The organism is Streptomyces sp. NPDC006624 (assembly GCF_040611555.1).
GTDB lineage: Bacteria > Actinomycetota > Actinomycetes > Streptomycetales > Streptomycetaceae > Streptomyces.
In genome coordinates, this window is record NZ_JBEXOM010000001.1 from 751,158 (window position 1) to 777,199 (window position 26,042).

26 protein-coding genes are annotated in these 26,042 nt (G+C 72.1%); 13 read left to right on the forward strand and 13 right to left on the reverse strand.

The window, feature by feature from the left end; all coding sequences use genetic code 11:
• Window positions 1-126: 126 nt before the first annotated feature.
• From ABZY20_RS03395 to ABZY20_RS03410, 4 genes are all read left to right on the forward strand, one after another.
• On the forward strand, window positions 127-351 hold the full coding sequence (locus ABZY20_RS03395; protein ID WP_356435852.1) for a DUF3311 domain-containing protein: 225 nt from the start codon (window positions 127-129) through the stop codon (window positions 349-351).
• A 91-nt stretch (window positions 352-442) separates the two neighbouring features.
• Window positions 443-2,614 (forward strand): carbon starvation CstA family protein, encoded by a 2,172-nt coding sequence (locus ABZY20_RS03400; RefSeq protein WP_356435855.1) that lies wholly within the window; start codon window positions 443-445, stop codon window positions 2,612-2,614.
• A 14-nt stretch (window positions 2,615-2,628) separates the two neighbouring features.
• Window positions 2,629-2,802, forward strand: coding sequence for a YbdD/YjiX family protein (locus tag ABZY20_RS03405; RefSeq protein ID WP_356436032.1), 174 nt, complete (start codon window positions 2,629-2,631; stop codon window positions 2,800-2,802).
• Window positions 2,803-2,940: 138 nt separating this feature from the next.
• Window positions 2,941-3,882, forward strand: coding sequence for a hypothetical protein (locus ABZY20_RS03410; RefSeq protein WP_356435857.1), 942 nt, complete (start codon window positions 2,941-2,943; stop codon window positions 3,880-3,882).
• Window positions 3,883-3,964: 82 nt separating this feature from the next.
• On the opposite strand, the gene ABZY20_RS03415 is transcribed toward ABZY20_RS03410, so the two are convergent.
• The 3 genes from ABZY20_RS03415 to ABZY20_RS03425 form a co-directional block, all read right to left on the reverse strand.
• Entirely contained in the window at window positions 3,965-4,762 is a 798-nt protein-coding gene (locus ABZY20_RS03415; protein ID WP_356435860.1) for an SURF1 family protein, read from the reverse strand.
• Window positions 4,763-4,811: 49 nt separating this feature from the next.
• Window positions 4,812-5,045: a hypothetical protein gene (locus tag ABZY20_RS03420; RefSeq protein WP_356435861.1), complete on the reverse strand. Its 234-nt coding sequence runs from the start codon at window positions 5,043-5,045 to the stop codon at window positions 4,812-4,814.
• 100 nt (window positions 5,046-5,145) lie between these two features.
• Window positions 5,146-6,138 (reverse strand): DEDDh family exonuclease, encoded by a 993-nt coding sequence (locus ABZY20_RS03425; protein ID WP_356435863.1) that lies wholly within the window; start codon window positions 6,136-6,138, stop codon window positions 5,146-5,148.
• A 260-nt stretch (window positions 6,139-6,398) separates the two neighbouring features.
• Here ABZY20_RS03425 and ABZY20_RS03430 point away from each other — a divergent pair, with 260 nt between their 5' ends.
• Together ABZY20_RS03430 and ABZY20_RS03435 are read left to right on the forward strand one after the other, a co-directional pair.
• Complete coding sequence (locus ABZY20_RS03430) at window positions 6,399-7,331, forward strand: sterol desaturase family protein (RefSeq protein ID WP_356435865.1); 933 nt, start codon at window positions 6,399-6,401, stop codon at window positions 7,329-7,331.
• Entirely contained in the window at window positions 7,328-8,008 is a 681-nt protein-coding gene (locus ABZY20_RS03435; RefSeq protein ID WP_356435868.1) for a lysoplasmalogenase, read from the forward strand. The genes ABZY20_RS03430 and ABZY20_RS03435 overlap by 4 nt, the downstream gene beginning before the upstream one ends.
• 10 nt (window positions 8,009-8,018) lie before the next feature.
• On the opposite strand, the gene ABZY20_RS03440 is transcribed toward ABZY20_RS03435, so the two are convergent.
• The 4 genes from ABZY20_RS03440 to ABZY20_RS03455 all read right to left on the reverse strand — a co-directional run bounded on the left by ABZY20_RS03440 (window position 8,019) and on the right by ABZY20_RS03455 (window position 12,871).
• Window positions 8,019-9,080 carry a CopD family protein gene (locus ABZY20_RS03440; protein ID WP_356435871.1) on the reverse strand — a complete coding sequence of 354 codons (1,062 nt, stop codon included), beginning with the start codon at window positions 9,078-9,080 and terminating at the stop codon, window positions 8,019-8,021.
• Between the two features lie 71 nt (window positions 9,081-9,151).
• A complete protein-coding gene (locus ABZY20_RS03445) occupies window positions 9,152-9,682 on the reverse strand; it encodes a hypothetical protein (protein ID WP_356435874.1) in 531 nt (176 codons plus the stop codon).
• Window positions 9,683-9,758: 76 nt separating this feature from the next.
• Window positions 9,759-11,279: a S8 family serine peptidase gene (locus tag ABZY20_RS03450; RefSeq protein ID WP_356435877.1), complete on the reverse strand. Its 1,521-nt coding sequence runs from the start codon at window positions 11,277-11,279 to the stop codon at window positions 9,759-9,761.
• Window positions 11,280-11,341: 62 nt separating this feature from the next.
• Window positions 11,342-12,871, reverse strand: a complete 1,530-nt coding sequence (locus ABZY20_RS03455; protein WP_356435879.1) for a S8 family serine peptidase — start codon at window positions 12,869-12,871, stop codon at window positions 11,342-11,344.
• A 255-nt stretch (window positions 12,872-13,126) separates the two neighbouring features.
• On the opposite strand from ABZY20_RS03455, the gene ABZY20_RS03460 reads away from it, so the two are divergent.
• The 3 genes from ABZY20_RS03460 (at window position 13,127) to moaA (ending at window position 16,270) form a co-directional block, all read left to right on the forward strand.
• The gene (locus ABZY20_RS03460) at window positions 13,127-13,483 is read left to right on the forward strand and encodes a DUF485 domain-containing protein (protein ID WP_356435882.1); all 357 of its coding nucleotides are present in this window, start codon (window positions 13,127-13,129) and stop codon (window positions 13,481-13,483) included.
• Window positions 13,480-15,105: a cation acetate symporter gene (locus tag ABZY20_RS03465; RefSeq protein WP_356435884.1), complete on the forward strand. Its 1,626-nt coding sequence runs from the start codon at window positions 13,480-13,482 to the stop codon at window positions 15,103-15,105. The genes ABZY20_RS03460 and ABZY20_RS03465 overlap by 4 nt, the downstream gene beginning before the upstream one ends.
• Before the next feature lie 175 nt (window positions 15,106-15,280).
• On the forward strand, window positions 15,281-16,270 hold the full coding sequence (gene moaA / locus ABZY20_RS03470) for a GTP 3',8-cyclase MoaA (protein ID WP_356435886.1): 990 nt from the start codon (window positions 15,281-15,283) through the stop codon (window positions 16,268-16,270).
• A gap of 3 nt (window positions 16,271-16,273) precedes the next feature.
• Here moaA and ABZY20_RS03475 read toward each other — a convergent pair whose 3' ends face one another.
• The 5 genes from ABZY20_RS03475 to ABZY20_RS03495 all read right to left on the reverse strand — a co-directional run bounded on the left by ABZY20_RS03475 (window position 16,274) and on the right by ABZY20_RS03495 (window position 21,594).
• On the reverse strand, window positions 16,274-16,489 hold the full coding sequence (locus ABZY20_RS03475; protein WP_356435888.1) for a hypothetical protein: 216 nt from the start codon (window positions 16,487-16,489) through the stop codon (window positions 16,274-16,276).
• Window positions 16,490-16,715: 226 nt separating this feature from the next.
• Window positions 16,716-17,108: a DUF3099 domain-containing protein gene (locus tag ABZY20_RS03480; protein ID WP_356435891.1), complete on the reverse strand. Its 393-nt coding sequence runs from the start codon at window positions 17,106-17,108 to the stop codon at window positions 16,716-16,718.
• Between the two features lie 235 nt (window positions 17,109-17,343).
• Window positions 17,344-18,612 carry a tyrosine--tRNA ligase gene (tyrS, locus tag ABZY20_RS03485; protein WP_356436035.1) on the reverse strand — a complete coding sequence of 423 codons (1,269 nt, stop codon included), beginning with the start codon at window positions 18,610-18,612 and terminating at the stop codon, window positions 17,344-17,346.
• 67 nt (window positions 18,613-18,679) lie between these two features.
• A complete protein-coding gene (locus ABZY20_RS03490) occupies window positions 18,680-20,074 on the reverse strand; it encodes a metallopeptidase TldD-related protein (RefSeq protein ID WP_356435893.1) in 1,395 nt (464 codons plus the stop codon).
• Complete coding sequence (locus tag ABZY20_RS03495) at window positions 20,071-21,594, reverse strand: TldD/PmbA family protein (RefSeq protein ID WP_356435896.1); 1,524 nt, start codon at window positions 21,592-21,594, stop codon at window positions 20,071-20,073. The genes ABZY20_RS03490 and ABZY20_RS03495 overlap by 4 nt, the downstream gene beginning before the upstream one ends.
• A gap of 293 nt (window positions 21,595-21,887) precedes the next feature.
• On the opposite strand from ABZY20_RS03495, the gene fabG reads away from it, so the two are divergent.
• The 3 genes from fabG (at window position 21,888) to ABZY20_RS03510 (ending at window position 23,876) form a co-directional block, all read left to right on the forward strand.
• Window positions 21,888-22,592, forward strand: a complete 705-nt coding sequence (gene fabG / locus ABZY20_RS03500) for a 3-oxoacyl-[acyl-carrier-protein] reductase (protein ID WP_356435898.1) — start codon at window positions 21,888-21,890, stop codon at window positions 22,590-22,592.
• A 5-nt stretch (window positions 22,593-22,597) separates the two neighbouring features.
• Window positions 22,598-23,365 (forward strand): enoyl-ACP reductase FabI, encoded by a 768-nt coding sequence (fabI, locus tag ABZY20_RS03505; protein WP_356435900.1) that lies wholly within the window; start codon window positions 22,598-22,600, stop codon window positions 23,363-23,365.
• Window positions 23,366-23,525: 160 nt separating this feature from the next.
• Complete coding sequence (locus tag ABZY20_RS03510) at window positions 23,526-23,876, forward strand: hypothetical protein (protein ID WP_356435902.1); 351 nt, start codon at window positions 23,526-23,528, stop codon at window positions 23,874-23,876.
• Here the strand turns inward: ABZY20_RS03510 and ABZY20_RS03515 are convergent.
• A complete protein-coding gene (locus ABZY20_RS03515) occupies window positions 23,854-24,546 on the reverse strand; it encodes a FadR/GntR family transcriptional regulator (protein ID WP_356435904.1) in 693 nt (230 codons plus the stop codon). The genes ABZY20_RS03510 and ABZY20_RS03515 overlap by 23 nt on opposite strands.
• A gap of 49 nt (window positions 24,547-24,595) precedes the next feature.
• Here ABZY20_RS03515 and ABZY20_RS03520 point away from each other — a divergent pair, with 49 nt between their 5' ends.
• Window positions 24,596-26,038: a CynX/NimT family MFS transporter gene (locus ABZY20_RS03520; protein WP_356435907.1), complete on the forward strand. Its 1,443-nt coding sequence runs from the start codon at window positions 24,596-24,598 to the stop codon at window positions 26,036-26,038.
• The last annotated feature ends 4 nt before the right edge of the window (window positions 26,039-26,042 follow it).

Below are 26,042 nucleotides of genomic sequence, written 5' to 3' on the forward strand. Positions count from 1 at the left end.
CCGGTTCGGAGGACAGGGGAGGACGGAGAAACGGCGGGAAATCTTCTGGAAATCCGCTGTCAACCGTTCTCAGCGACCGCGCAACTCTTGCACAGACCGACAGCTGACGGGAGAGGAGCACAGGTCATGGCACGGATCGGACATCCGCGGCTACGACGGGTAGCCGTCACCCTGCTGCTGCTCGCCCCCGCTGCGGGACTGCTGTGGGTCCCCTGGTACGCCGGTGAGAGCCCACGGCTGGCGGGAACGCCGTTCTTCTACTGGTACCAGCTCGCCTGGGTGCCGGGGTGCGGCCTCTGCCTGCTGGCGGCCTACGCGCTGAGCCGGCGCGACGACCGTCACGGCCCTTGACCCGCGCCACCGCCCGCACCCGTAACGCTCCGCATACCGCTTCGGAACACCTCGCGCACCGTCCCACACACCTTCCAGGTGAGGAGTCGCCATGCCTACGTCAGCCATGCCCGGATCCGCTCCGCCGGCGGCGGACGGCCCACCGCCCCGGCGGTCCCGCACGACCCCCGGATCGATCCTCACCTGGACGGCCGTCGCGCTGGCCGGCGCGGTCGGCTGGGGAGTCCTCGCGCTCTCCCGCGGCGAGGAGATCTCCGCCGTGTGGCTGGTGATGGCGGCCCTCGGTTCCTACGCCATCGGCTACCGCTTCTACTCGCGGTTCATCGCCCGCCGGGTCCTGGAGGTCGACGACACCCGCGCCACCCCGGCCGAGCGGCTGGAGGACGGAGTCGACTACCACCCGACCGACCGCCGGGTGCTCTTCGGCCACCACTTCGCGGCGATCGCCGGCGCCGGTCCGCTGGTGGGTCCGGTGCTGGCCGCGCAGATGGGCTATCTGCCGGGCACGATCTGGATCATCGTGGGCGTGATCTTCGCCGGCGCGGTCCAGGACATGATCGTCCTGTTCCTCTCCATGCGCCGGGACGGCAAGAGCCTCGGCCAGATGGCCCGGGACGAGATCGGCAGGGTGGGCGGTGCGGCGGCACTGATCGGTGTCTTCGCCATCATGATCATCCTGCTCGCGGTGCTGGCCATGGTCGTCGTCAACGCGCTGGCCGAGTCGCCCTGGGGCACCTTCTCGGTCGCCATGACCATCCCCATCGCCCTCTTCATGGGCTTCTACCTGCGCTACCTGCGGCCCGGGCAGGTCGTCGAGACCAGCTTCATCGGCGTGGCACTGCTGCTGCTCGCCATCCTCGGTGGCGGCTGGATCCAGGAGTCCTCACTGGCCCAGTACTTCGTCTGGAGCCCCGAGACCCTGGTCTTCTGCCTCATCGGCTACGGCTTCGTGGCCTCGGTGCTCCCGGTGTGGATGCTGCTGGCGCCGCGTGACTACCTGTCGACGTTCATGAAGGTCGGCACCATCGCCCTGATGGCCGTGGGTGTGGTGATCGCTGCTCCGAACCTCAGGGCGGAGCCGGTGACCGAGTTCGCCTCGACGGGCGCCGGACCGGTCTTCGCCGGATCCCTGTTCCCCTTCCTGTTCATCACCATCGCCTGCGGCGCCCTGTCCGGCTTCCACGCGCTGGTCTCCTCCGGTACCACCCCCAAGCTGATCCAGAAGGAGTCCCAGGTCCGGCTGATCGGGTACGGCTCCATGCTCACGGAGTCCTTCGTCGCCGTCATGGCCCTGATCGCGGCCTGTGTCCTGGAACCGGGCCTGTTCTACGCGATGAACTCCCCTGCCGCGCTGCTCGGCCCGACGGTGGAGACCGCGTCGGAAGCGGTGAAGAATCTCGGCTTCAGCATCACCCCGGACCAACTCGCCGCGGCCGCCCGGGCCGTCGAGGAGGAGACGCTGGTCGGCCGCTCCGGTGGTGCGCCCACGCTGGCCGTCGGGATGTCGGAGATCTTCGCCGGGGTGTTCGGCGGGGCGGGGATGAAGGCCTTCTGGTACCACTTCGCCATCATGTTCGAGGCCCTGTTCATCCTCACCACGGTGGACGCGGGCACCCGCGTGGGCCGCTTCATGCTCCAGGACATGCTGGGCAACGTCTGGAAGCCGATCGGCCGCGTCACCTGGAAGCCCGGCATCTGGATCACCAGCGCTCTGGTCGTCGGAGCCTGGGGCTACTTCCTGTACGCCGGAGTCACCGACCCGCTCGGCGGCATCAAGCAGCTCTTCCCCCTGTTCGGGATCGCCAACCAGCTGCTGGCCGCGGTCGCCCTGGCCGTCACCACCACCATGCTGATCAAGGCGGGCAAACTGCGCTGGGCGTGGGTCACGGGCATCCCGCTGGCCTGGGACGTCGCCGTCACCTTCACCGCCGGCTGGCAGAAGATCTTCTCCGACGACCCCAAGATCGGTTTCTTCGCCCAGCGTGACGTCTACGCGGACGCCATCGAGGCCGGCACGCTGCTGCCGGGCGCCACGGACATGGACGACATGCACACCATCGTCCTCAACAACACCGTCGACGGCGTGATCATGGCGATCTTCCTGCTGCTGGTCCTCATCGTCCTGGTCAACTGCGCGGTGGTGTGCGTCCGCGCCGTCCGGTCCTCCGAGCCCCTGCCGACGACCGAGGCCCCGTACGTCGCCTCCCGCATCGACGTCCCCGAACAGCGCGGCACCGAGCCGCTGGTGGAGGCAGGCCCGTGAACACGGTGCGCAGGATGCTGGGCATCGTGCTCTGGTACGTGCGCGAGCTGAGCGGCGAGACGGAGTACGACCGCTACTGCGAGCGGCACCGGCGCCACCACCCGCACGCTCCGCTGCCGACCCGGCGCGAGTACCAGCGGATGCGCACCACGCGGCGCGAGTGCGAGTCGCCCGGCCGCTGCTGCTGACCCCCGCACGGCGTTCCCCCGCCGCGCGGTTCCCGGCCGCGCGGCGGGCGTGCCCCCACCCAGCCCTGACGGCACGCCCGTCGCGCACCCGACCTCGCTCCGCTCCACCGCCGCCGAGACGGAGATGTTCCGACCGAGATGTTCAGACGCCGTCATTCCCCGCTGGTCCGCCCCGCCCTCGACGACGACCTCTTGCACGCGACCCTCACCGAGCTGCGGCCGGCTCCGCAGCTGCACGGGCTCGGCGCGGGCAGCAGCCGGCCCGTCTGGGAGCCCGCGGCCCGGCTGCTGCGCGCCACGGGATGGGACTGGGACCGCAGGGCCCACCGGGTGTCGGTCCTCGCCCGGAACATACCGGCCGTGATCCCCGAGCGCTGGGCGGCCGACCGGCCGGGCGACGGCGACGCGCTGTTGCTGTCCGCCTGCGCCGCGGTGGCCAGGGTCGCGGCCGGTGACGCTGCCACCGCGCGCCAGACCGAACGGGCGTGTCTGCGCGCTGCCGACGCCTGCCCCGGGGACCCGACCCCTTGGCTGGCTCTGCTCTCGCTCATGCACGCCTGTGCCGTGCCCGTCCGTGACGCCGTGCCCGTGTGGACCGAGGCCGTCAACCGCGCACCGTGGCACCGGGGCGCCTACCACCGGATGCTGCGCTACCTGTCGCCGCGCGCCCACGGCACGCTGCCCGACATGCTGGACTTCGCCTGGCAGAGCGCGGCCCAGGCCCCGCAGGGCTCGCCGCTCGCCGTGCTGCCGGTGGCGGCCCGTGTGGAACTCGCCGCCCATCGCCAGGGCCTGACGGGCCTCGCCGCCGTCGGCGCGGGCGGTCACTGGAACGAGCTCCGGGCGGCCGACGAGCTCGACCGGGCCCTCGCCGGCTGGTTCCACGCGCCCGTCACGCCCCATGCCGAAGCGGTGGCCGACCTGAACCTCCTGGCCTTCGCCCTGACCCGTGCCCACCGCCCGGCCGACGCCGCACTCGTCCTGCGGCGCGTCGGCCGCCACATGACGCGTCATCCGTGGAACCTGCTGCCCGAACCGGAACGGACCTTCCTCTACTGGCGGGACGGCCGGGCCGGCTGACCACGGCCGGCACACCGGGCGGGCTGACCACGGCCGGCACACCGGGCGGGCTGACCACGGCCGGCACACCGGGCCGGCGGCGTCACGCCGTGGCCGGCTCCGACTCACGGTCCCCCGCAGGGGCGGCGGACGCCTGGGCCCGGTCGCGGGCCTCGCGACGGGCCAGGATCACCCAGCCGACCGGGACGGCCGCGGCGAACAGCCACCACTGGACGGCGTAGGCGTAGTTCAGCGCGGCGTCCTCCTTGCCGGGGTTCCCCAGCAGCTCGGGGGTGTCGCCGCGGGGCTCGGGGGCCGTCTGGGCGAGGTAGCCGCCGAGCACCCGGGCGTCCAGACGCCGCGCCTCCTGCTCGCTGTTGATCAGCATGATCTGCCGGTCGGGGAGCCCTTGGAGGTTCTTGATGCCGCTGGCCTCGGTCGTCTCGTCGGGCATCAGCCGGCCCTTGATCGTCAGCTCGCCGGCCGGCGGGGCGGGGATCTTCGGGGTGGCGGTCTGGCCGGCGCGGTCCGCGGGGATCCAGCCCCGGTTGACCAGCAGGACCTTGCCGTCGCCGAGGACGAAGGGGGTCAGGACGTGGTAGCCGACTTTGTCGTCGGAGTTGGTGCGGCGGCGGACGACGACCTCGTCCTCGGCGTCGAAGCGGCCCGTCGCGGTCACCGTGCGGTAGCGCTCGGCGCTGGTGACGGTGTGCCCCGGCCCGGTCAGCGTCTCCACGGGCACCGGCTTCGCGGCCAGGGCGTCGGCGACGCGCTGGTTCCGGGCGGTGCGCTCGTCGTAGCGGTGCATCTGCCAGATGCCCAGCCTGATCATCGTGGGGATGAGGAGCAGGGCGACCAGCGTGAGGATCACCCACTGCCGGGACAACAGGAAGCGGTACACCCCACGACCGTACAACTCGGTCGTGGGGTGCATTCAGGCGGGTACGGGGTTACACCTTGTCGACAATTCCCGCCTTTCCCTCCGCGCGGGCGCAGTGGGCGCCGCAGTACCAGTGACCCTCGGCCTCCACGCCCTGCCCGATGATCTGCACCCGGCAGTGCTCGCAGATGGGGGCCATGCGGTGGATCGCGCAGGCGAAGCAGTCGAAGACGTGCACCACGCCCTGCGCGTGCACCTCGAAGGTCATTCCGTACTGATTGCCACAAACCTCACAGGTCGCCATGCGCCACAGGGTGAGCCGCGGCCCCCGGCCCGGGCGAGCGGGCGCCGGGCGAGTCGCCCGGCAATCACCCGTCCGTACGGTCGGGGCCCCGGCGCCCGTGTCACTCCTGCGACGCCGGCTCCACGTCCGCGAGGAGCTGCCCGAACGCCGCCTCGTCCACGACCGGCGTGCCGAACTGGCGGGCCTTGACGACCTTGGAGGTGCCCGAGTCCGGGTCGTTCGTGACGAGCAGGCTCGTCAGCCGGGACAGGCTCGTGGCCACGTGCAGCCCGGCCTCGGTGGCGCGGTCCTCCAGCAGCTCCCGCTCGGTCGAGGTGTCACCGGAGAAGGCGACCCGCATGCCCTGCTTGAGCCGCCCGCCCGGCTCGTACCGCCCGGGGTTGGGGTAGGGGCAGGCGGGCCGCTTGCGGGCGGGGCGCCAACTCGTGGGCCGGTAGCCGCCGTACCCCGCCTGCTGCCCGATCCGGGGCGTGGCCGGGCGGTCCGTCCACTCGGTCAGCGGCCGGCACTCGTGCAGCGGCAGCCGGACGTCGTTCGCCGCCGCGGCCAGGAGGCTGGGCCGGAACGCCTCCGCGAGCACGCGCGCGTCGTCCAGCGCGTGGTGCGCCCGCTGCTGGACGACGCCGAAGTGCGCGGCGAGCGACTCCAGCTTGTGGTTGGGCAGGGGCAGCCCGAGCTCCTTGGAGAGCGCGATGGTGCACAGCCGCTGCCGCACCGGCGCCTCGCGCTGGGCGCGCGCGTACTCCCGGGCGATCATCTGCCAGTCGAAGACGGCGTTGTGCGCGACGAGCACGCGTCCCTGGAGCCGGGACGTGAACTCCTCGGCGATGTCCGGGAAGAGGGGCGAGCCCTCCAGCGCCTCGCTGGTCAGCCCGTGGATCCAGACGGGGCCCGGGTCGCGCTCCGGGTTGACCGTCGTGTACCAGTGGTCCTCGACCTCGCCGCGCGCGTCCAGCCGGTAGACGGCCGCGGAGATGATGCGGTCGTCCCGGGCCAGGCCCGTGGTCTCCACGTCGACGACCGCGTATCCCTCGGGGTACGTGGCCGGCCACGACGTGGGGGAGAACGCTGCGGTCGTGAGGTCTTCGAGCATGGTCCCTGAGGATACGGGCCGCGACTGACACCGCGGTCGGCCAGGGGCGTCCGCCCGCCCCTTCCGATGCCCCCTCAGGCGTCTTGTCCCATCTGTCCGTTCGTAAGGCGTACGTCTGACCGATGCTCAGGCCCCGGGGTGAGGGACCGCCGGTTCCGCGCGATTGGCGGAGATCGCCAAGAAGCAAGCGCGTACCGTCGGTAATACTTGTCGGTAACAACGTCTGGCCGGGAGTGGGGCGGCGGTCCTACGGTGCTTGCATGCCGAACCTGCCCGATGTCGTGCTGTGGTCGATCCCCGCCTTCGTGCTGCTCACCGTGGTCGAGATGGTGAGCTACCGTCTCCACCCCGACGAGGACGCCGAGGGCTACGAGGCGAAGGACGCCGCGACGAGCGTCGGCATGGGGCTCGGCAGCCTCGCCTTCGACTTCCTGTGGAAGATACCGATCGTCGCGCTCTACACCGTTCTGTACGAACTGACGCCCCTGCGGGTGCCCGTCCTGTGGTGGACCGTCCCGCTGATGCTGCTCGGGCAGGACTTCTTCTACTACTGGTCCCACCGCGGCCACCACGTCGTCCGCATCCTGTGGGCCTGCCACGTCGTCCACCACTCCAGCCGCAAGTTCAACCTCACCACCGCGCTGCGCCAGCCCTGGACGTCCCTGACCTCCTGGCCGTTCTACGTGCCTCTCGTGCTCGCCGGAGTCCACCCGGCCGCCCTCGCGTTCTGCTCCTCCGCGAACCTCGTCTACCAGTTCTGGATCCACACCGAGCGCATCGGCAAGCTGCCCCGCTGGTTCGAGTTCGCCTTCAACACCCCCTCGCACCACCGCGTCCACCACGCCTCCCAGGGCGGCTACCTGGACCGCAACTTCGGGGGCATCCTCATCGTCTGGGACCGGCTGTTCGGATCCTTCGTCGCCGAGACCGAGCGGCCCCGGTACGGGCTGACGAAGAACATCGACACCTACAACCTGCTCAAGGTGGCGACCCACGAGTACGTCTCCATCGCCAAGGACCTCAGGGCGGCGCGGAGTTGGCGGGAGCGCGCGGGGCGCGTGTTCCGCGGTCCGGGCTGGGGGCCCGCGCCGGTCCCGGCGCCGGCAACGGCTGCGGCGTCACCCGCGGCCCCGGCTCCGGCCGGCGCAGCCGGCGGGGAACGCGCCCAGGTCGGCGAGGGCACGTCCGCGTGAACCCCGCCCGCCTCCTCCTCGCCGCCTTCGCGCTCGCCGCCGCCGTCGACCTCGTCTGCCTCGCGGCCGGCTTCGACGCCGGGCACACCGTCGCCAAGCCGCTGCTGATGCCGCTCCTGGCGCTGTGGGCCGCCGTACGCCGGGCACCCCGGCCGCTGGTGGCCGCCCTGCTGTTCGGCTGGGGCGGTGACGTCCTGCTGCTGTCCGGCGCCGAGCCCGCCTTCCTCGCCGGCATGGCCTGCTTCGCGGCCGGGCACGTCTGCTACCTCGTCCTCTTCTCGGCGTACGGCAGCCGCTTCGCCGTCCCACGCGCGCGTGCGGGTCTCCTCGCCCTCGGCTACGCCGCCGCGCTCGTCACCACGGTCGCGCTGCTGTGGCCGGACCTCCCTGCGGACCTGCGCGTGCCGGTCGCCGGATACAGCCTGCTGCTCACCGCCATGGCCTACGGCGCCGCCCTCCGGCTCGGGCTCTACACCGGGATCGGCGGGGCGCTGTTCCTGCTCTCCGACACGCTCATCGCGACCGGCGTCGCCGCCTGGCCGCAGCCGCCCCGGCCCGACTTCTGGATCATGCTCACGTACCTCGCCGCGCAGGCGCTGCTGGCCGGCGGCACGCTCGGGGCGCTCAACGCCCGCCGGGCGCCTGCCGTGACGTACGGGGAGATGCGGGTGGCGTGAGGCCGCCGCCTCACCAGCGGATGGGCACCGGAAGCGCCGTCAGCAGCGCGGACACCGCGACCACCAGCCCCAGGACGACGACCTCCGCCCGGGCCGGCGCGCAGGCGGTCAGGGGATCGGCCGCCCGGCGCAGCCGCTGCCGGGCGGCGAGGGCGAGCGCGGCGACCACGGCCACGAGGAGCACCTTGGCGACCAGGACGCGCCCGTACGCCGTCGTCGTGAGCTGCTCCAGGATCGTCCCGGGCGGCATCCGCCGCAGCGAACTGCACACGCCCGTCGCGGTGATGGCGGCGAGCAGCACGGCCGCCACGCGCGCGTAGAGGCCCAGCAGCGCCGCGCCCGCCTCCCGGCCGTGCCCGCCCCGCCACAGCCGCAGGGTGCGCAGCGCGTGCAGCAGACCGCCCACCCACAGGGACGCGCAGGTCAGATGGACGAGGGTGAGGGCGGAGCCGGTCAGCGGCGTGTACTCGGTCGTGGGGTGGGCGCGCAGGGCCTCGGCGACGATGACGGCGGCCAGCGGCCAGACCTGTGTCCCCGGTCGGCGCGACACGGCGCACATCCCCGCCACGAGGAACGCGTTGACCTCCATCAGGGCGAGCGTGCCCTCCCGGGAGGCGTACAGCCCGCCGACGTCGATGTCCGAAGGACCGCTCGGCACGCGATTGCCCGTGGCCACCACCGAGGCGAGTGCGAGGGCGGCGAGGAAACCGGCGACGGCCGCGTACGCCGACCAGCTGCGGGGTGCCGCCGGGGGAGTGGTGCCCGGCACGGCCGGGGGAGTGACGGCCGGTTCGGGGAACGGGCCCCGCACGGACCGCGCCAGCCGGTTCACGAACAGCTCGCCGACGGGTATGCACAGCGCCGCGAACAGCACCGTGCGCAGCAGGGCTATGCCCCCGGCGCCGGGCGCTCCGGCCTCCCCGGTGCCGTGCAGCGCGGTGGACGGGCCGAGCAGCGGGATCAGCGCGCCCAGCGCCACCAGCACCAGGACGGCGACGGCACGGCCCGCGCCGGCCCGCCGCACGGCCCGGTGCGTGGCGGCAGTCCCGTCCGTGGGTCTTGTCAAGGTCACCCCAGGATCTTCACCAGCCTTCACAGGGCGCGGCAAGTCCAGAACGGGTGCCGGGACAGAACCAGAACAACTCAGCCGGCCCCGGACGCGGCCGGCCACCGCAGCCGCACCTCCCTGCCGACGTCGCTCGGCCGCAGCTCCCAGCCCTGCGCCAGCGCCACCTCGGCGACGTACCACCCGCCGACGCCCCGGTAGGCACGCAGCGGTATCGCGCACTCCGACGGTGGCTTCGGCCGGCCCGGCCCGACCGGTGCCGAGGCCTGCGCGGTCCGCTTCGCGACCGCCTTGTCCACCCGCGCCCGGTAGAACCCGGCATCACCCTCATGGCGCAGCTCCGGCCAGGACACGCACCAGGAGGCCAGGCGGGCGACGCGGTTCAGCGGCGCTTCCACGGAGTCGACGAGGCGGCGTTCGAGGGAGCTGCTGAACGCGGTGATCAGTTCGGCGAACATGCCGACGACGACGAACGTCACCGCGAGCGCCGCCCACAGCACACACACCACCGGGAACCACACCACGCTCCCCGCGAACCGCAGGGCCAACTGCCGGCGGGACCTGACCGGCTCGGCGGTCCAGGCCGCCGGATCTTCGTACACGTCCATGACAAAGAATCCTGCCGCAGGCACGAAGCGGGCCGGGCAGGTGTCCCCGCCCGGCCCGACCGTCCTCACACGAGCTCTACTTGGTCACCGCGTCCAGCGCGTCCGCGATGCCCCAGCCGTAGAAGCCGTTGCGGTTCTTCGTGCCCTCGCACACCGCGTCGATCTTGCCGTCGGCGTTGATGTCGTACGGGTCCGTGCACGCCTTGCCGTCCGCCTGCGCGTACAGCAGCGCCTTCACCATGGCCGGCGGCGCGTACGGGTGCGTCGACTTGATGAGCGCGGCGACGCCCGCGACGTGCGGGGACGCCATGGACGTACCGGCCATGTAGCCCCACTTGCCGCCCGGCAGCGTGCCCAGGATCAGCCCGCTCGTGGCCGGCGGCTCCGGCTTCTGGTAGGCCGTCGAGTCACCGCCCGGGGCGGCGATGTCGGCCACGCCCAGGCCGTAGTTGGAGAAGGACGACTTGATGCCCTTGGCGCCCGTCGAGGCGACCGTGACGACACCCGGCAGCTGGGTCGGGATGTCCAGGCACTCCGACGGGTCCACGACCCGCTCGCCCGGGGTGGTGTCGTTCGGGGACGACGGGTCGGTGATCTCGTCGGCGGCGAGGTCGTAGTTCTCGTTGCCCGCCGCGGCGACGTTGACCGCGCCCTTGCGCTCCGCGTACCGCGAGGCGCGCGTGACGGCCTCCACGAGCGCCTTCTGGTCCGGGTCGTCCTTGCAGTTGAAGTACCAGGGGTCGGTGTAATAGCTGTTGTTCGTCACGTCGACCCCGTGCTCGGCCGCCCACACGAAGCCGCAGACCACGGCCTCCGTGTAGAAGAAGCCGTCCGGGTTGGACACCTTGATGCCGGAGACCTTCACGCCGGGCGCCACACCGGTCATGCCGACGCCGTTCTTGGCGGCGGCGATCTCACCGGCCACGTGCGTGCCGTGCGGGCTCTCCGAGGCGGCCGGGCGCCACGCCCCGTCGGCGGTGTCCGGCTTGCCCGAGACGCAGTTGACGGACGCCTCGCGGTCGAAGTTCGGGGCGATGTCGGGGTGGGTGTCGTCGACGCCGGTGTCGATCACGGCGACCGTGACCTCGCTGCTGCCCAGGGACTTCTCGTGCGCCCGGTCCGCCTTGATGGCGGGCAGGTCCCACTGCAGGGACTGCAGCGGGTCCTGGCCGGCCGCCGCCTCCGCGTCCGCGACCTCGGCCGCGCTCAGCGTCCTGGGCGTGCCCAGGTCGGTCGTCGCCGCCGAGGGCAGCGGCGCCGTGCGGGTGGCCCCCGCCGACTGCACCCCGCGCACCGCGCGCATCGTCCGGGCGAAGTCGGGGTTCGAGGAGTGGACGACGAGGACGCCGATCTGGTCGTACGACGTCACGATCGTGCCGCCGGCCTTGCCGACGGCCTTCTTCACGTGTGCCGAAGTGCCGTGACCCGGCTTAACGTTGACGACGTAGCTGAGCGGCGTGGCGTCGGCCGAGACCGCCGCGGGGGCGTCCTCGGCGGCCGTGGCCGCGGTGTTCGGCAGGAAGGCGAGGGCCGTGGCCATGGCCATCCCGGCCGGTATCGCGACGGCGCGGCGGTAGCGCGCGTGCGGCGCAGTCATGGTGTCTCCAGTTCGTTCGCGGTACGAGCTGACGGTGCGGGCTGTCTCAGAGGCACGCCGGGTCACTTGACCGCGCGCAGCGCGTCGACGATGCCGTGTCCGTAGAAGCCGTTGAGGCGCTCGCCGCCCTCGCACACCGCGTCCTGCGTGCCGTCGCCGTCCTGGTCGTAGGAGGTGGGGCAGGCGGTCTCGTCGGCCTGCGCCTTCAGCAGCGCCTGCAGCTGCGCCGGGGAGGCCCACGGGTGCTTGGACTTCAGCAGCGCGGCGACACCGGAGGCGTGCGGCGCGGCCATCGAGGTGCCCTGCAGGAAGGCGTACGCGCCGTTCGGCATGGTGGACAGGATGCGGCCGTCCTTGGAGGGCGTGTCCGGGATCTGGTAGCGCCGGTCACCGCCCGGCGCGGCGACGTCGACGACGCCCTCGCCGTAGGTGGAGTAGTACGACTTGACGTTGTGGACGCCGGTCGCGCTGACGGTGACGACGCCCGGCAGCTGGGTCGGGACGTCGAAGCACTCGTGCGGGTCGATGGTGCGCTCGACGGGCGTGGTGTCGTTCGGGCTGGAGTCGTCCAGGATCGCGTCCGCGTCCAGGTCGTGGTTGGAGTTGCCCGCCGAGGCGACGTGCAGCGTGCCCTTGCGCTGGGCGTACAGCTGCGCCCGGTTGACCGCGTCGACGATGGCCCGCTGGTCCGGGTCGTCCATGCAGTTGTACAGCCACGGGTCGACGTAGTAGCTGTTGTTCGTGATCTCCACGCCGTGGTCGGCGGCGAACACGAACGCGCAGACGACGCTCTCCGGGTAGAAGAGGCCGCTCGCCCGGTCGGTCACGTTGATGCTGGACACCTTCACACCGGGAGCGACGCCGGCCACGCCGACCCCGTTGCGGGCGGCGGCTATCTCACCGGCGACGTGCGTGCCGTGGTAGTCCTCCGGCGTGTACGGCCGCCAGGCGCCCTCGCTGGTGTCGGCCTTGCCGCCGGCGCAGTTCGCGGACTGCGCCGCGGAGAAGTTCGGCGCGATGTCGGGGTGGGTGTCGTCCACGCCGGTGTCGATCACGGCGACCGTGACCTTGCCGCTGCCCGGGTTGATCTTCGCGGCCTGGTCGGCGCCGATCGCGCGCAGGTCCCACTGGTCGGCTTCGAGGGGCTCGCTGCCGGGCGTCTGCGCGGACGCGGCCTCGGTCCGCTCCGCCTGGGCGTCCGTCAGGTACTCGACGGCGCCCTGCTCCGTGGTGCCCGCCGGGGCCAGCGGCGCCGTGCGCGTCGCACCCGCCGACCGGACCCCGCGGGCCTTGCGTATGGACGCGGCGAAGTCGGGGTTCGAGGAGTGGACGACGAGGACGCCGATCCGCTCGTAGGTGGCCACGACCGAGCCGTCGGCCTTCCCGACGGCCTTCTTCACCGACGCGATCGTGTGCCGGTCCACCGCGGTGTTGACGACGTAGGACAGCTTCGGGCCGTCCGCCGCCCGGGTGGCCGGCTCCTGGTGCGGGGCCGCCGACGCGGCCGCCGGCAGGAAGCCGAGCGAGGCCGTCAGAGACAGGACGACGGGCACGGCGAGAGCGAGCCGGCGTCTGGAACGCAGATGAGACATGGGGTCTCCACATCCTCCGGAAACGAAACCGGCCCGAGGCACAGGTGGTGCTCGGGCAGGTACATGACGAGGTGGTGCAGGGTGAAGCTATCCCGCGCTGTCGCTGGCCAGCAATGTTTTGCCACAACGACTTCGGAAAGAACGCCGGCCGGTTGAACCGCTCCTCGCGTGCCGCCGTGACGTTGAACAAGGAGCGCGAGGACACTCGCCTCCCGCCCCCGTCAACACCGCTTCCGTCATTCGCGAGGAGACTCCGTGGCCACCGACGCACCGCCCCCGTCGAAAGAGCAGCACAAACTCCCCTCACCGGAGGAGTTCGCGGAGGTGCATCAGAGCGCGGAGTTCGCTGAACTGCGCCGCTCCTACCGCTCCTTCGCCTTCCCGCTGACCGTCGGCTTCATCGTCTGGTACCTGCTGTACGTCCTGCTGTCGAACTACGCGGGCGGCTTCATGGGCACCAAGCTGTTCGGCAACATCAACGTCGCCTTCGTCCTCGGCGTCGCCCAGTTCGTCACCACGTTCCTCATCGCCTGGTGGTACTCGCGGCACGCCGCCGCGAAGCTCGACCCCAAGGCCGAGGCCATCAAGTCCCGGATGGAGGGCGGCGCATGAGCACCGCACAGCAGACCCTTCTCGCCGCGAACGAGGCCAGCGAGCACCGCCCGCTGATCATCACCCTGTTCGCGCTGTTCGTCGTCGCGACCCTCGCCATCACCGTCTGGGCAGGCCGCCAGACCAAGGACGCCGCCGACTTCTACGCCGGCGGACGCCAGTTCAGCGCCTTCCAGAACGGCCTCGCCGTCTCCGGCGACTACATGTCCGCCGCGTCCTTCCTCGGCATCGCCGGCGCCATCGCCCTCTTCGGCTACGACGGGTTCCTGTACTCCATCGGCTTCCTGGTCGCCTGGCTGGTCGCCCTGCTGCTGGTGGCCGAGCCGCTCAGGAACTCCGGCCGCTACACCATGGGCGACGTCCTCGCCTACCGCATGCGCCAGCGCCCGGTCCGCACCGCGGCGGGCACCTCCACGATCGTCGTGTCGATCTTCTACCTGCTGGCCCAGATGGCCGGCGCGGGCGTCCTCGTCTCGCTGCTGCTCGGCATCACCTCCGACGCCGGCAAGATCCTCATCGTCGCCCTGGTCGGCCTGCTGATGATCGTCTACGTCTCCATCGGCGGCATGAAGGGCACCACCTGGGTGCAGATGGTCAAGGCCGTGCTGCTCATCGGCGGCACCATCCTGATCACCTTCCTGGTGCTGCTGAAGTTCAACTTCAACATCTCCGACCTGCTCGGCACGGCGGCCGAGAACAGCGGCAAGGGCGCCGCCTTCCTGGAGCCCGGCCTCCAGTACGGCGCGACCGGCACCTCCAAGCTGGACTTCATCTCCCTGGGCATCGCCCTGGTGCTCGGCACCGCCGGACTGCCGCACATCCTGATCCGCTTCTACACCGTGCCCAACGCCAAGGCCGCCCGTAAGTCGGTGAACTGGGCCATCGGCATCATCGGCGCCTTCTACCTGATGACCATCGCCCTCGGCTTCGGCGCCGCCGCGCTGATCTCCCAGGACGAGATCATCGCGTCCAACCCGTCCGGCAACACGGCGGCCCCGCTGCTCGCGCTGCACCTGGGCGGCGTCGACTCGGCCTGGGGCGCGATCCTGCTCGCCACCATCTCGGCGGTCGCCTTCGCGACGATCCTCGCCGTCGTCGCCGGCCTCACCCTCGCCTCGTCGTCCTCCTTCGCGCACGACATCTACGCCAACGTCATCCGCAAGGGCCAGGCCTCCGGCGCCGAGGAGGTCCGCGCCGCCCGCTGGGCGACCGTCCTCATCGGCGTCGTCTCCATCGGCCTCGGCGCCCTCGCCCGCGATCTGAACGTGGCCGGCCTGGTCGCGCTCGCCTTCGCGGTCGCCGCCTCCGCCAACCTGCCGACGATCCTCTACAGCCTGTTCTGGAAGCGCTTCACCACCCAGGGCGCCCTGTGGTCGATCTACGGCGGCCTGATCGTCGCCGTCGGCCTGGTGCTGTTCTCGCCCGTCGTCTCCGGCGACCCCAAGGCGATGTTCCCCGACGTGGACTTCGCCTGGTTCCCGCTGAAGAACCCGGGCATCATCTCCATCCCGTTCGGTTTCCTCATGGGCTGGCTCGGCACGGTCCTGTCCAAGGAGGAGCCCGACGTCAAGAAGTACGCGGAGCTGGAGGTCAGGTCCCTGACCGGCACCGGCGCCCACTGAGCACGACCGGCTGCGCGCGGCCGCCTCGTAGGAACCTCCAGGTCCCCGCGGGGCGGCCGCGCCGCGCGTCGTGGGATCGACGCCTGTGGCGATGTCGGTGCCGTCACGTAGGCTCACAGGGGTCGGAGGGGGAACACTGCCTCCGGGCACGTCCGCGTCGAGGGAGGGGGCCCACGTGCTCATCGACACCTACGGCCGAGTGGCCACCGACCTGAGGGTCTCGCTGACCGACCGCTGCAACCTGCGCTGCACCTACTGCATGCCCGAGGAAGGGCTGCAGTGGCTGGCCAAGCCGGATCTGCTGACGGACGACGAGATCGTCCGCCTCATCGGCATCGCGGTCACGTCCCTCGGGATCGAGGAGGTCCGTTTCACCGGCGGTGAGCCTCTGCTGCGCCCCGGACTGGTCGGCATCGTGGAGCGCGTCGCCGCCCTGGACCGGCGGCCCCAGATGTCCCTCACGACCAACGGCATCGGCCTCAAGCGCACGGCGGCGGCCCTGAAGGCGGCGGGCCTGGACCGGGTCAACGTCTCCCTCGACACGCTCCGCCCGGACATCTTCAAGACCCTCACCCGCCGCGACCGCCACAAGGACGTCATCGAGGGCCTGCACGCCGCCCGCGACGCCGGCCTCACCCCGGTCAAGGTCAACTCGGTCCTGATGCCGGGCCTCAACGACGACGAGGCCCCCGACCTCCTCGCCTGGGCCGTGGAGCACGACTACGAGCTGCGCTTCATCGAGCAGATGCCCCTGGACGCCCAGCACGGCTGGAAGCGCGACGGCATGATCACGGCGGGCGACATCCTCACCTCGCTGCGCACCCGCTTCGAGCTGACCGCCGAGGGCGAGGAGAAGCGCGGATCGGCCCCGGCGGAGCGCTGGCTGGTCGACGGCGGCCCGCACGTGGTGGGTGTCATCGCCTCGGTCACCCGCCCGTTCTGCGCGGCCTGCGACCGCACCCGCCTCACCGCCGACGGCCAGGTCCGCACCTGCCTGTTCGCCCGCGAGGAGACGGACCTGCGCGCCGCCCTGCGCTCCGGCGCCCCGGACGAGGAGATCGCCCGCATCTGGCGCCTGGCGATGTGGGGCAAGAAGGCGGGGGCGGGCCTGGACGACCCGTCGTTCGTCCAGCCGGACCGCCCGATGTCGGCGATCGGCGGCTGACCCTCAGACGCGTCCGGCTTCCCACTCCCGGAGCAGCACCACGTCCTTCAGGAAGCCGCGCACACCGAGGAACTGCGACAGGTGCTCGCGGTGCTCCTCGCAGGCCAGCCACGTCTTGCGCCGCTCCGGCGTGTGGAGCTTCGGGTTGTTCCACGCGAGCACCCACACGGCGTCGGCGCGGCAGCCCTTCGCGGAACAGATCGGCGTCTCGTCACTCACAGCTTCGTCTCACCACTGCACACAGAAAAGGCGACGCCGAGCAGCCACGGGGGGAGCTGCCCGGCGTCGGTCCGTCGCTCCGACGGGGGATGCGGAGCGCGTACGAAGTATGTCACGGGTAACCCCGCGCCCGGCACCGGAACAACATGATTGATCTGAGCTTTTCTTGAGCTTGGCGGGATTCGGTCTTCCGTTTGTGCGCGCTTCCCGTCAGCTCCGCGGTGCCCTACCGCTCGCCCGGCTCGCTCCGCGCCCCCGGCACCGGGCCGGACGCGGCGTCTTCCGGGACGGATTCCGCCCGGCCGTCCGCCGCCTGCGGCGGAGCGATCATCGGGCGCGCCGGCGGTGTCACGAAGGTCGACGGCAGAGACGGCGCGTTCTCGCGCCCGGCGTTCGCGATCACCACCGCGATGTACGGCAGGACCAGCCCGAGCACCAGGGCCACGATGGCCACATGTCGTTCGACGTTCCACAACGTGGCCGCGAGGATCACCGAGACCGTGCGGACCGTCATCGAGATCACGTAGCGGCGCTGCCGCCCCCGGACGTCCTCCTGGAGCCCCGTCCGGGCGCCGGTGATCCGGAACACCTGGACGTTGCCGCCGTGCTGTTTCCGCATCGCATTCCACCATCCGCCCGCATCGGACCTTCCCCGCCCATGTCCGCCCTCGGCCGGCCGGGGACCCTGGACCGGGACAAGTCCCACGTTACGCCGCGTCCGGGACAGCCACGAGACCGGGGGCCCGGCCGCGCCGCCCTCGGGCGACGCGGCGTCCCCAGATGACGGCGCGGGACGGCGGGCGCACGGGACGGGGCGGTCTCCGCACCGGAAACCGCCCCCGAGCCCCGGACGCTCAGCCGGTCGTGACCTCGACCGCCGCCAGGTTCTTCTTGCCCCGGCGCAGCACCAGCCAGCGGCCGTGCAGCAGGTCCTCCTTGGCGGGGACGGCGTCCTCGCCGGCGACCTTGGCGTTGTTCACGTACGCGCCGCCCTCCTTGACCGTGCGGCGCGCGGCCGACTTGCTCGCCACCAGGCCGACCTCGGCGAACAGGTCGACGACCGGGCCGAGTTCGGCGACCCGGATGTGCGGCACCTCCGACAGGGCCGCGGCCAGCGTCCGCTCGTCGAGCTCCGCCAGCTCGCCCTGGCCGAAGAGGGCCTTGGACGCGGCGATCACGGCGGCCGTCTGGTCGGCGCCGTGCACCAGCGTCGTCAGCTCCTCGGCCAGCGCCCGCTGCGCGGCCCGGGCCTGCGGACGCTCCTGCGTCTGCTCCTCCAGCTCCTCCAGCTCCGCGCGGGAGCGGAAGGACAGGATGCGCATGTACCGGGAGATGTCCCGGTCGTCCACGTTCAGCCAGAACTGGTAGAACGCGTACGGCGTCGTCATCTCCGGGTCGAGCCAGACGGCGCCGCCCTCGGTCTTGCCGAACTTGGTGCCGTCCGCCTTGGTCATCAGCGGCGTCGCCAGCGCGTGCACGGTCGCGTCCGGCTCCAGGCGGTGGATGAGGTCCAGGCCCGCCGTGAGGTTGCCCCACTGGTCGCTGCCGCCCTGCTGGAGCGTGCAGCCGTAGCGGCGGTAGAGCTGGAGGAAGTCCATGCCCTGCAGCAGCTGGTAGCTGAACTCCGTGTAGCTGATGCCCTCGGAGGACTCCAGGCGGCGGGCCACGGAGTCCTTCGTCAGCATCTTGTTGACGCGGAAGTGCTTGCCGATGTCGCGCAGGAACTCGATCGCGGAGAGGTGCTGCGTCCAGTCGAGGTTGTTGACCATGACGGCCGCGTTGTCGCCCTCGAAGGACAGGAACGGCTCGATCTGGGCGCGCAGCCTGTCGACCCAGCCGCCGACCGTCTCCGGGTCGTTCAGCGTGCGCTCGGCGGTCGGGCGGGGGTCGCCGATCAGGCCCGTGGCGCCGCCGACCAGCGCCAGCGGCCGGTGCCCGGCCTGCTGGAGCCGGCGCACGGTGAGCACCTGCACCAGGTGCCCCACGTGCAGCGACGGGGCCGTCGGGTCGAAACCGCAATAGAACGTGACGGGACCGTCCGCGAGCGCCTTGCGCAAAGCGTCCTCGTCAGTGGACAGGGCGAACAGCCCGCGCCACTTCAGCTCGTCGACGATGTCCGTCACGGTTCTCATGTCTCCTCGGATGATCTTCGGCCGGCCGGGTGAGGGCCGGCTGCGAACGCCTACGAGGTTATACGCCCTGGCTGACAGAGCTCATATTGAAATCGGGGACCCGCAGCGCGGGCATCGCCGCCCTGGTGAACCAGTCGCTCCACTCCCTGGGCAGCGTCTTCTCGGTCCGGCCCGCCTCCGCGGCCCGGCCGAGCACGCCGATCGGCGACTCGTTGAAGCGGAAGTTGTTCACCTCGGCCGTCACCTCGCCGTTCTCCACGAGGTACACGCCGTCCCGGGTCAGGCCCGTCAGCAGCAGCGTCGCCGGATCGACCTCGCGGATGTACCACAGGGAGGTCAGCAGCAGCCCGCGCTCGGTGGCGGCGACCATCTCGTCCAGGGAGCGGTCGTCGCCGCCGTCCAGGACGATGTTGTCGATGACCGGCGCCACGGGCAGCCCGGTCAGCCCCGCGCTGTGCCGGCTGGTGGTCAGGTGCCGCAGCTCGCCCCGGCGCATCCACTCGGTGGCCGTGAGCGGCAGCCCGTTGTCGAAGACCGACTGGTCGCCGCCGGAGGAGTGCGCGATCACGAACGGTGCCGACTCCAGGCCGGGTTCGTTCGGGTCGCTGCGCAGGGTCAGCGGCAGCTCGGTCAGCCGCTCGCCGACCCGCGTGCCCCCGCCCGGCTTGGAGAACACCGTGCGGCCCTCCGCCGCGTCCCGGCCCGACGCCGACCACATCTGGTAGATGAGCAGGTCCGCCACGGCCGTCGGCGGCAGCAGCGTCTCGTACCGGCCCGCGGGCAGCTCCACCCGACGCTCGGCCCACCCGAGGCGCACGGCCAGCTCCGCGTCCATGGCGGCGGGGTCGACGTCCTTGAAGTCCCGCGTGGAGCACCCGGCCCACGCGGACCGGGTCCGGTCGGGCGACTTGGCGTTCAGCTCCAGCGTCCCGTTCGGCTGGTCGTGCCGCAGCCTCAGGCCCGTGGAGGTGCCCACGTAGGTCGACACCAGCTCGTGGTTGGCGAACCCGTACAGCTCCCGGCCGCCCGCCCGCGCGCGTGCGAAGGCCTCCCCGAGCGCCGGCGCGAAGTCGGCGAACACCGCCGAGGAGGTCTCGGCGGGCGCCTCGGTGAACTCCGGCGACCGGTCCACGCCCGTCACCAGCGGCTGCGCGTCCTCGGCGGGCCCGGCACCGCGCGCGGCGGCCTCGGCGGCCCGCACCAGCGGCTCCAGGTCGTCGGCGGTCACGGCGGACCGCGACACGACCCCCGAGGCCGTGCCCTGGTTGCCGTCGACCGTGGCGACGACGGTGAGGGTGCGTCCGCGCGTGACGCCGTTGGTGGTCAGCGAGTTGCCCGCCCAGCGCAGGTTGGCGGTGGACTGCTCGTCGGCGATGACGACACAGCCGTCCGCCCGGGACAGTTCGAGGGCGCGCTCGACGACCTCGTGCGGCTTGCTGGTGCGCCCGCTCATCGACCGGCCTCCTGAGTGGTGTTGAGGATGTTGACGCCCTTGAACAGGGCCGACGGGCAGCCGTGCGACACGGCCGCGACCTGGCCCGGCTGGGCCTTCCCGCAGTTGAAGGCGCCGCCCAGGACGTACGTCTGCGGCCCGCCCACCGCGGCCATCGAGCCCCAGAAGTCGGTGGTCGTCGCCTGGTAGGCCACGTCCCGCAGCTGCCCGGCCAGCCGCCCGTTCTCGATCCGGTAGAAGCGCTGCCCGGTGAACTGGAAGTTGTAGCGCTGCATGTCGATCGACCAGGACCGGTCGCCGACGACGTAGATGCCGCGCTCCACGCTCCCGATCAGGTCCTCGGTCGACATCCCGGCCGGGTCCGGCCGCAGCGACACGTTGGCCATGCGCTGCACCGGCACATGGCCGGGGGAGTCGGCGTAGGCGCACCCGTTGGAACGCTCGAAGCCGGTCAGCCGCGCGATCCGCCGGTCCAGCTGGTAGCCGACCAGCGTGCCGTCCTTGACCAGGTCCCAGGACTGACCCGCGACGCCCTCGTCGTCGTAGCCGATGGTGGCGAGCCCGTGCTCGGCGGTGCGGTCGCCGGTGACGTTCATCAGCTCCGAGCCGTAGCGCAGCTTGCCCAGCTGGTCGAAGGTGGCGAACGAGGTGCCGGCGTAGGCGGCCTCGTAGCCCAGCGCCCGGTCCAGCTCCGTGGCGTGCCCGATGGACTCGTGGATCGTCAGCCACAGGTTGGACGGGTCGACGACCAAGTCGTACAGGCCGGCCTCCACGCTCGGCGCGCGCATCTTCTCGGCGAGCAGCTCCGGGATCCGCCCCAGCTCGTCCTCCCAGTCCCAGCCGGTGCCCCGCAGGTACTCCCAGCCGCGTCCCACGGGCGGCGCGAGCGTGCGCATCGAGTCGAACTCGCCGCTCGACTCGTCCACCGACACCGCGTTGAACACCGGGTGCAGCCGCACCCGCTGCTGCGTGGTCACGGTGCCGGCCGTGTCGGCGTAGAACTTGTTCTCGTGGACGGTCAGCAGGGAGGCGTCCACATGGTCCACCCCGTCGGCCGCGAGCAGCCGCGCGCTCCACTCCGCGATCAGCCCGGCCTTCTCCTCGTCGGGCACGGTGAACGGATCGATCTCGTAGGACGAGATCCACGTCTTGTCGGCGTGCACCGGCTCGTCGGCCAGCTCCACCCGCTCGTCCGACCCGGCCGCCTTGATCACCTGCGCGGACAGCTTGGCCATCGCCACCGCCTGCCCGGCGACCCGGGCGGCGGCGTCCATGCTGAGGTCGACGCCGGAGGCGAAGCCCCAGGCGCCGTCGTGCACCACGCGCACCGCGTACCCGAGGTCGGTGGTGTCCGAGGACCCGGCGGGCTTGGCGTCCCGGAACCGCCAGGAGGCGCCGCGCACCCGCTCGAACCGGAAGTCCGCGTGCGCGGCGCCGAGCGCCCGCGCGCGGGCGAGGGCCGCGTCGGCGAGGGCGCGTAGGGGAAGGGCCGTGAAGGCCTCGTCGATGGTATGAGGCACCGCCGTCTCTTTCTGTCGAGTGACCGTGGTCGCCGCGCTGGTGGCGGGGCGTGATCGCCGTCCCGCGTGACTGGTCCGATCATGTCGTCCCGGGAGCACGCGGGCCACGACTTTCCGGCCCCGGGGCGGCCGCTTTCTGTAGGGACCCGACAGTGAGTCCCGTACGCCACTGTCGGTGCCCGATTGTCCGCGGGCCTGCCCGGACCGATAGGTTTTCGAGGAAGCCGCCTGTCATCGCCGCCTGTCGTCCAGGCGCCCGGGCGGGTACCAGACGCTATGGAAAGGGTGATCCGTTGAGCCGCTCGGTTCTCGTCACCGGAGGCAACCGGGGCATCGGCCTCGCCATCGCCCGTGCTTTCGCCGATGCCGGCGACAAGGTCGCCATCACGTACCGCTCGGGTGAGCCGCCCGCCGGCTTCCTGGCCGTCCGGTGCGACATCACCGACGCGGAGCAGGTGGAGCAGGCCTACAAGGAGATCGAGGAGGCCCACGGCCCCGTCGAGGTCCTCGTCGCCAACGCCGGCGTCACCAAGGACCAGCTCCTGATGCGCATGTCCGAGGAGGACTTCACCTCGGTCCTCGACACGAACCTCACCGGCACCTTCCGGGTCGTCAAGCGCGCCAACCGCGGCATGCTGCGCGCCAAGAAGGGCCGGGTCGTGCTGATCTCGTCGGTCGTCGGGCTGCTCGGCTCCGCGGGCCAGGCCAACTACGCCGCCTCCAAGGCCGGCCTGGTCGGCTTCGCGCGCTCCCTCGCCCGGGAACTGGGCTCGCGGAACATCACCTTCAACGTCGTCGCGCCCGGCTTCGTCGACACCGACATGACCAAGGTGCTCACCGACGAGCAGCGCAAGGGCATCGTGTCGCAGGTGCCGCTCGGCCGGTACGCGCAGCCGGAGGAGATCGCCGCCGCGGTGCGGTTCCTCGCCTCGGACGACGCCTCGTACATCACTGGAGCCGTCATCCCCGTTGACGGCGGACTGGGAATGGGTCACTGATCACCATGAGCGGAATTCTCGAGGGCAAGCGCGTCCTGATCACCGGTGTGCTGATGGAGTCCTCCATCGCCTTCCACGCCGCCAAGCTGGCCCAGGAGCAGGGCGCCGAGATCATCCTCACGGCGTTCCCGCGGCCCACGCTGACCGAGCGCATCGCCCGGAAGCTCCCGAAGCCCACCAAGGTCATCGAGCTCGACGTGACCAACGACGAGCACCTCGGGCGGCTCGCGGACATCGTCGGCGAGGAGCTCGGCGGCCTCGACGGTGTCGTGCACTCCATCGGCTTCGCCCCGCAGGACGCCCTCGGCGGCAACTTCCTCAACACGCCGTTCGAGTCGGTCGCCACCGCCATGCACGTCTCGGCGTACTCCCTGAAGTCGCTGACCATGGCCTGCCTGCCGCTGATGCAGAACGGCGGCTCGGTCGTCGGCCTCACCTTCGACGCGCAGTACGCCTGGCCGCAGTACGACTGGATGGGCCCGGCCAAGGCCGCGCTGGAGGCCACCAGCCGCTACATGGCCCGTGACCTGGGCAAGCAGAACATCCGCTGCAACCTCATCTCCGCGGGCCCCATCGGCTCCATGGCCGCCAAGTCCATCCCGGGCTTCGGCGAGCTGGCCTCCGTGTGGGACACCCGCGCCCCGCTGGAGTGGGACCTGAAGGACCCCGAGCCGGCCGGCCGCGGCATCGTCGCGCTGCTGAGCGACTGGTTCCCGAAGACCACGGGCGAGATCATCCACGTGGACGGCGGTCTGCACGCCATCGGCGCCTGACCCGCCTCACCTCGTCGACGCCCCGTTCCCCGCACCGCGCGGGGAGCGGGGCGTCACCCGTTCGGCTCAGCAGGCCGGGCGGTCCGGGCCGTAACTGGGCACGCTGGAGTTCGCGTTCACCCCGCGAGCCCCTCCCCAGCACGGCCGAGGAGGTCCCCTTGTGCGCTTGTCCCGCCGAACGGCCTCACTGTCCCTCGCCGTCGCTCTCGCGATGACCCCGGCGTCCGCGGCGCTGCCCCACGCGCGCGTGCCCGCCGACGAGCGCCCGTCCGCCGACCCCTTCGGCGCCGCCTGCCGGATCCGGGTCACCGGCTCCCGGGTGACCGCGTTCTGCCACAACCCCTATCCGGAGATCGACCGCGTCAGCCTGCACGTCGAGTGCGCCCGCTGGTGGGACCTCGACACCGACAGCGCCCCGGTCGAGGCGCGGCCCGCGCAGACCGTGCGCCTGACCGGACGCTGCTGGAAGGAGGTCGGCGAGGCGTGGATCAGCCACCGGCGGGTGCGCTGACCCCGCCCGTCCGGCACAGGAACGGGTAGCGCGCGGCCTCAGCGGCCGCCTCGTCCGCGTCGCCCGCGCGGATCGCGTCGAGCAGCCGCCCGTGCTCCATGTACGTCTCCGGCGTCAGCTCCTCGCCGACGTCCTCGCGCAGCCAGTCCCGCAGCACCTCGCCCAGGTCCGCGTACATGGCCGTCATGACGTCGTTGTGGGAGGCCGCCACCACCGCGAGGTGGAAGGTCGCGTCCGCCGTCACGAACGCCTCCGCGTCACCCGAGGCCCAGGCCTCCTCGCGGCGCAGCAGCAGCGCGTCCAGCTGCTTGAGGTCCTTCTCCGTGCGCCGCTCGGCGGCCAGCCGGGCCGAGGCGGACTCCAGCGTGGAGCGCAGCTCGGCGATGTGCCGCGGGTCGGCGTCGGCGAAGCGCCGCTGCATCACACCGGCCAGCTCGCTCGTCGCCACCACGTAGGTGCCCGAGCCCTGGCGGATGTCCAGCAGCCCGTTGTGCGCGAGCGCCCGGACGGCCTCACGGACCGTGTTGCGGGCGACGCCCAGCTGCTCGACCAGCTCCGGCTCGGTCGGGATCCGGGCGCCGACGGGCCACTCACCCGAGGCGATCTGGGCCCGCAGCGCGGCGATGACCTGCTCGGACAGTGCCGACCGTCGGGGATGGCTCAGAGGCATGTCTCACCTTCGCACGGCCGGGATGGACAGGCAATCATCCCATGATTCTATGATGGGGCTCATGGCTAGTGAGGAAACGCGGACTCTGACGTCCTCGACCGTCCGCAGCTCGGCCGCGCCGGACGCCCGGGGACCGGGCGGGTCCGCCACGCGCGCGTGGACGATGCGGCTGCTCGTGGCCGGCATCGTGCTGTCCGCGCTGAACCTCCGCCCCGCCATCACCAGCCTCGGCGCCCTCCTGAAGGAGGTCCGCGACGGGCTCGGCATGAGCGGCAGCGTGGCCGGACTGCTGACCTCCGTGCCGCCGCTGTGCTTCGCCGTCTTCGGCGTCATGGCCCCGCGGCTCGCCCGCCGCTTCGGCGCGGGCGCCGTGGTGTGCGCCGGCATGGCCGCCATCGCCGGCGGCCTGCTGCTGCGGCCGTACGCCGGCAGCACGGCCGGATTCCTCGCCGGCAGCGCCCTGGCGCTCATGGGCATCGCGGTCAGCAACGTCCTGATGCCGGTCATCGTCAAGCACTGGTTCCCCGACCGCGTCGGTTCCATGACCGGCCTGTACTCGATGGCCCTGGCCCTGGGCACCGCCCTCGCGGCCGCGGTCACCGTGCCGCTGACCGACGCCCTCGGCGGCAGCTGGCAGTCGGGCCTGGCGCTGTGGGCGAGCCTCGCCGTGGCGGCGATCCTGCCGTGGCTGCCGTTCGTCCGCGGCCGCGTCACGCCGCCGGGGGCGGGGGACCAGGACCGGGCCGGAAAGCCGGGGACCGCCGAGGACGAGCCGGCGCGGGGCACCGTGTCCGGGGCGCGGGGCGCGGCCACCGGGGCGGAGGACGCCGGGACCGGGGCGCAGGGCACCGCGTCCGGGGCGTGTCCCCCCGCGGCCGCGGATCCCGCGCGCGGGGCCGCCCCGCGGCTGCGGATCACCCGTAGCCGCACCGCCTGGGCCCTCGCCGTCTTCTTCGGGCTCCAGGCCACCGCCGCCTACATCACGATGGGCTGGATGGCGCAGATCTTCCGGGACGCCGGGGTCCCGGCGGGCACCGCGGGGCTGCTGCTGGCGCTCACCATGGTCATGGGCGTGCCCCTGGCCTTCGTCATACCCCGGCTGGCCACCCGGCTTCCCCACCAGGGCCCCATCGTGCTCGCCCTGGGTGTCTGCGGCCTCGCCGGATACGCCGGGCTGTACCTCGCCCCGGCCGCCGGCGCCTGGGCCTGGGCGCTGCTGCTCGGCGTCGCCAACTGCGCCTTCCCGCTCGCGCTCACCATGGTCGGCATGCGGGCCAGGACCGGCTCCGGCGTCGCCCAGCTGTCGGCCTTCGCGCAGAGCACCGGCTATCTGATCTCCATCCCGGGGCCGCTCCTGGTGGGCGTCCTGTACCAGCACAGCGGCGGCTGGGGCCTGCCGCTCGCGCTGATGGCCGCCCTGATGATCCCGCAGATGGCGGTCGGCTTCCTGGCGGGCCGCGACCGCACGGTGGAGGACGAGGCGGCCCGCTGAGCCC

Bases quoted from the DNA above. Each gene is read 5' to 3' on its own strand.
- ABZY20_RS03395 (WP_356435852.1), top strand. From the start codon at position 127: ATGGCACGGATCGGACATCCGCGGCTACGACGGGTAGCCGTCACCCTG.
- ABZY20_RS03400 (WP_356435855.1), top strand. From the start codon at position 443: ATGCCTACGTCAGCCATGCCCGGATCCGCTCCGCCGGCGGCGGACGGC.
- ABZY20_RS03405 (WP_356436032.1), top strand. From the start codon at position 2,629: ATGCTGGGCATCGTGCTCTGGTACGTGCGCGAGCTGAGCGGCGAGACG.
- ABZY20_RS03410 (WP_356435857.1), top strand. From the start codon at position 2,941: ATGTTCAGACGCCGTCATTCCCCGCTGGTCCGCCCCGCCCTCGACGAC.
- ABZY20_RS03420 (WP_356435861.1), bottom strand. From the start codon at position 5,045: ATGGCGACCTGTGAGGTTTGTGGCAATCAGTACGGAATGACCTTCGAG.
- ABZY20_RS03425 (WP_356435863.1), bottom strand. From the start codon at position 6,138: ATGCTCGAAGACCTCACGACCGCAGCGTTCTCCCCCACGTCGTGGCCG.
- ABZY20_RS03430 (WP_356435865.1), top strand. From the start codon at position 6,399: ATGCCGAACCTGCCCGATGTCGTGCTGTGGTCGATCCCCGCCTTCGTG.
- ABZY20_RS03445 (WP_356435874.1), bottom strand. From the start codon at position 9,682: ATGGACGTGTACGAAGATCCGGCGGCCTGGACCGCCGAGCCGGTCAGG.
- ABZY20_RS03450 (WP_356435877.1), bottom strand. From the start codon at position 11,279: ATGACTGCGCCGCACGCGCGCTACCGCCGCGCCGTCGCGATACCGGCC.
- ABZY20_RS03455 (WP_356435879.1), bottom strand. From the start codon at position 12,871: ATGTCTCATCTGCGTTCCAGACGCCGGCTCGCTCTCGCCGTGCCCGTC.
- ABZY20_RS03465 (WP_356435884.1), top strand. From the start codon at position 13,480: ATGAGCACCGCACAGCAGACCCTTCTCGCCGCGAACGAGGCCAGCGAG.
- ABZY20_RS03480 (WP_356435891.1), bottom strand. From the start codon at position 17,108: ATGCGGAAACAGCACGGCGGCAACGTCCAGGTGTTCCGGATCACCGGC.
- ABZY20_RS03490 (WP_356435893.1), bottom strand. From the start codon at position 20,074: ATGAGCGGGCGCACCAGCAAGCCGCACGAGGTCGTCGAGCGCGCCCTC.
- fabI (WP_356435900.1), top strand. From the start codon at position 22,598: ATGAGCGGAATTCTCGAGGGCAAGCGCGTCCTGATCACCGGTGTGCTG.
- ABZY20_RS03515 (WP_356435904.1), bottom strand. From the start codon at position 24,546: ATGCCTCTGAGCCATCCCCGACGGTCGGCACTGTCCGAGCAGGTCATC.
- ABZY20_RS03520 (WP_356435907.1), top strand. From the start codon at position 24,596: ATGATGGGGCTCATGGCTAGTGAGGAAACGCGGACTCTGACGTCCTCG.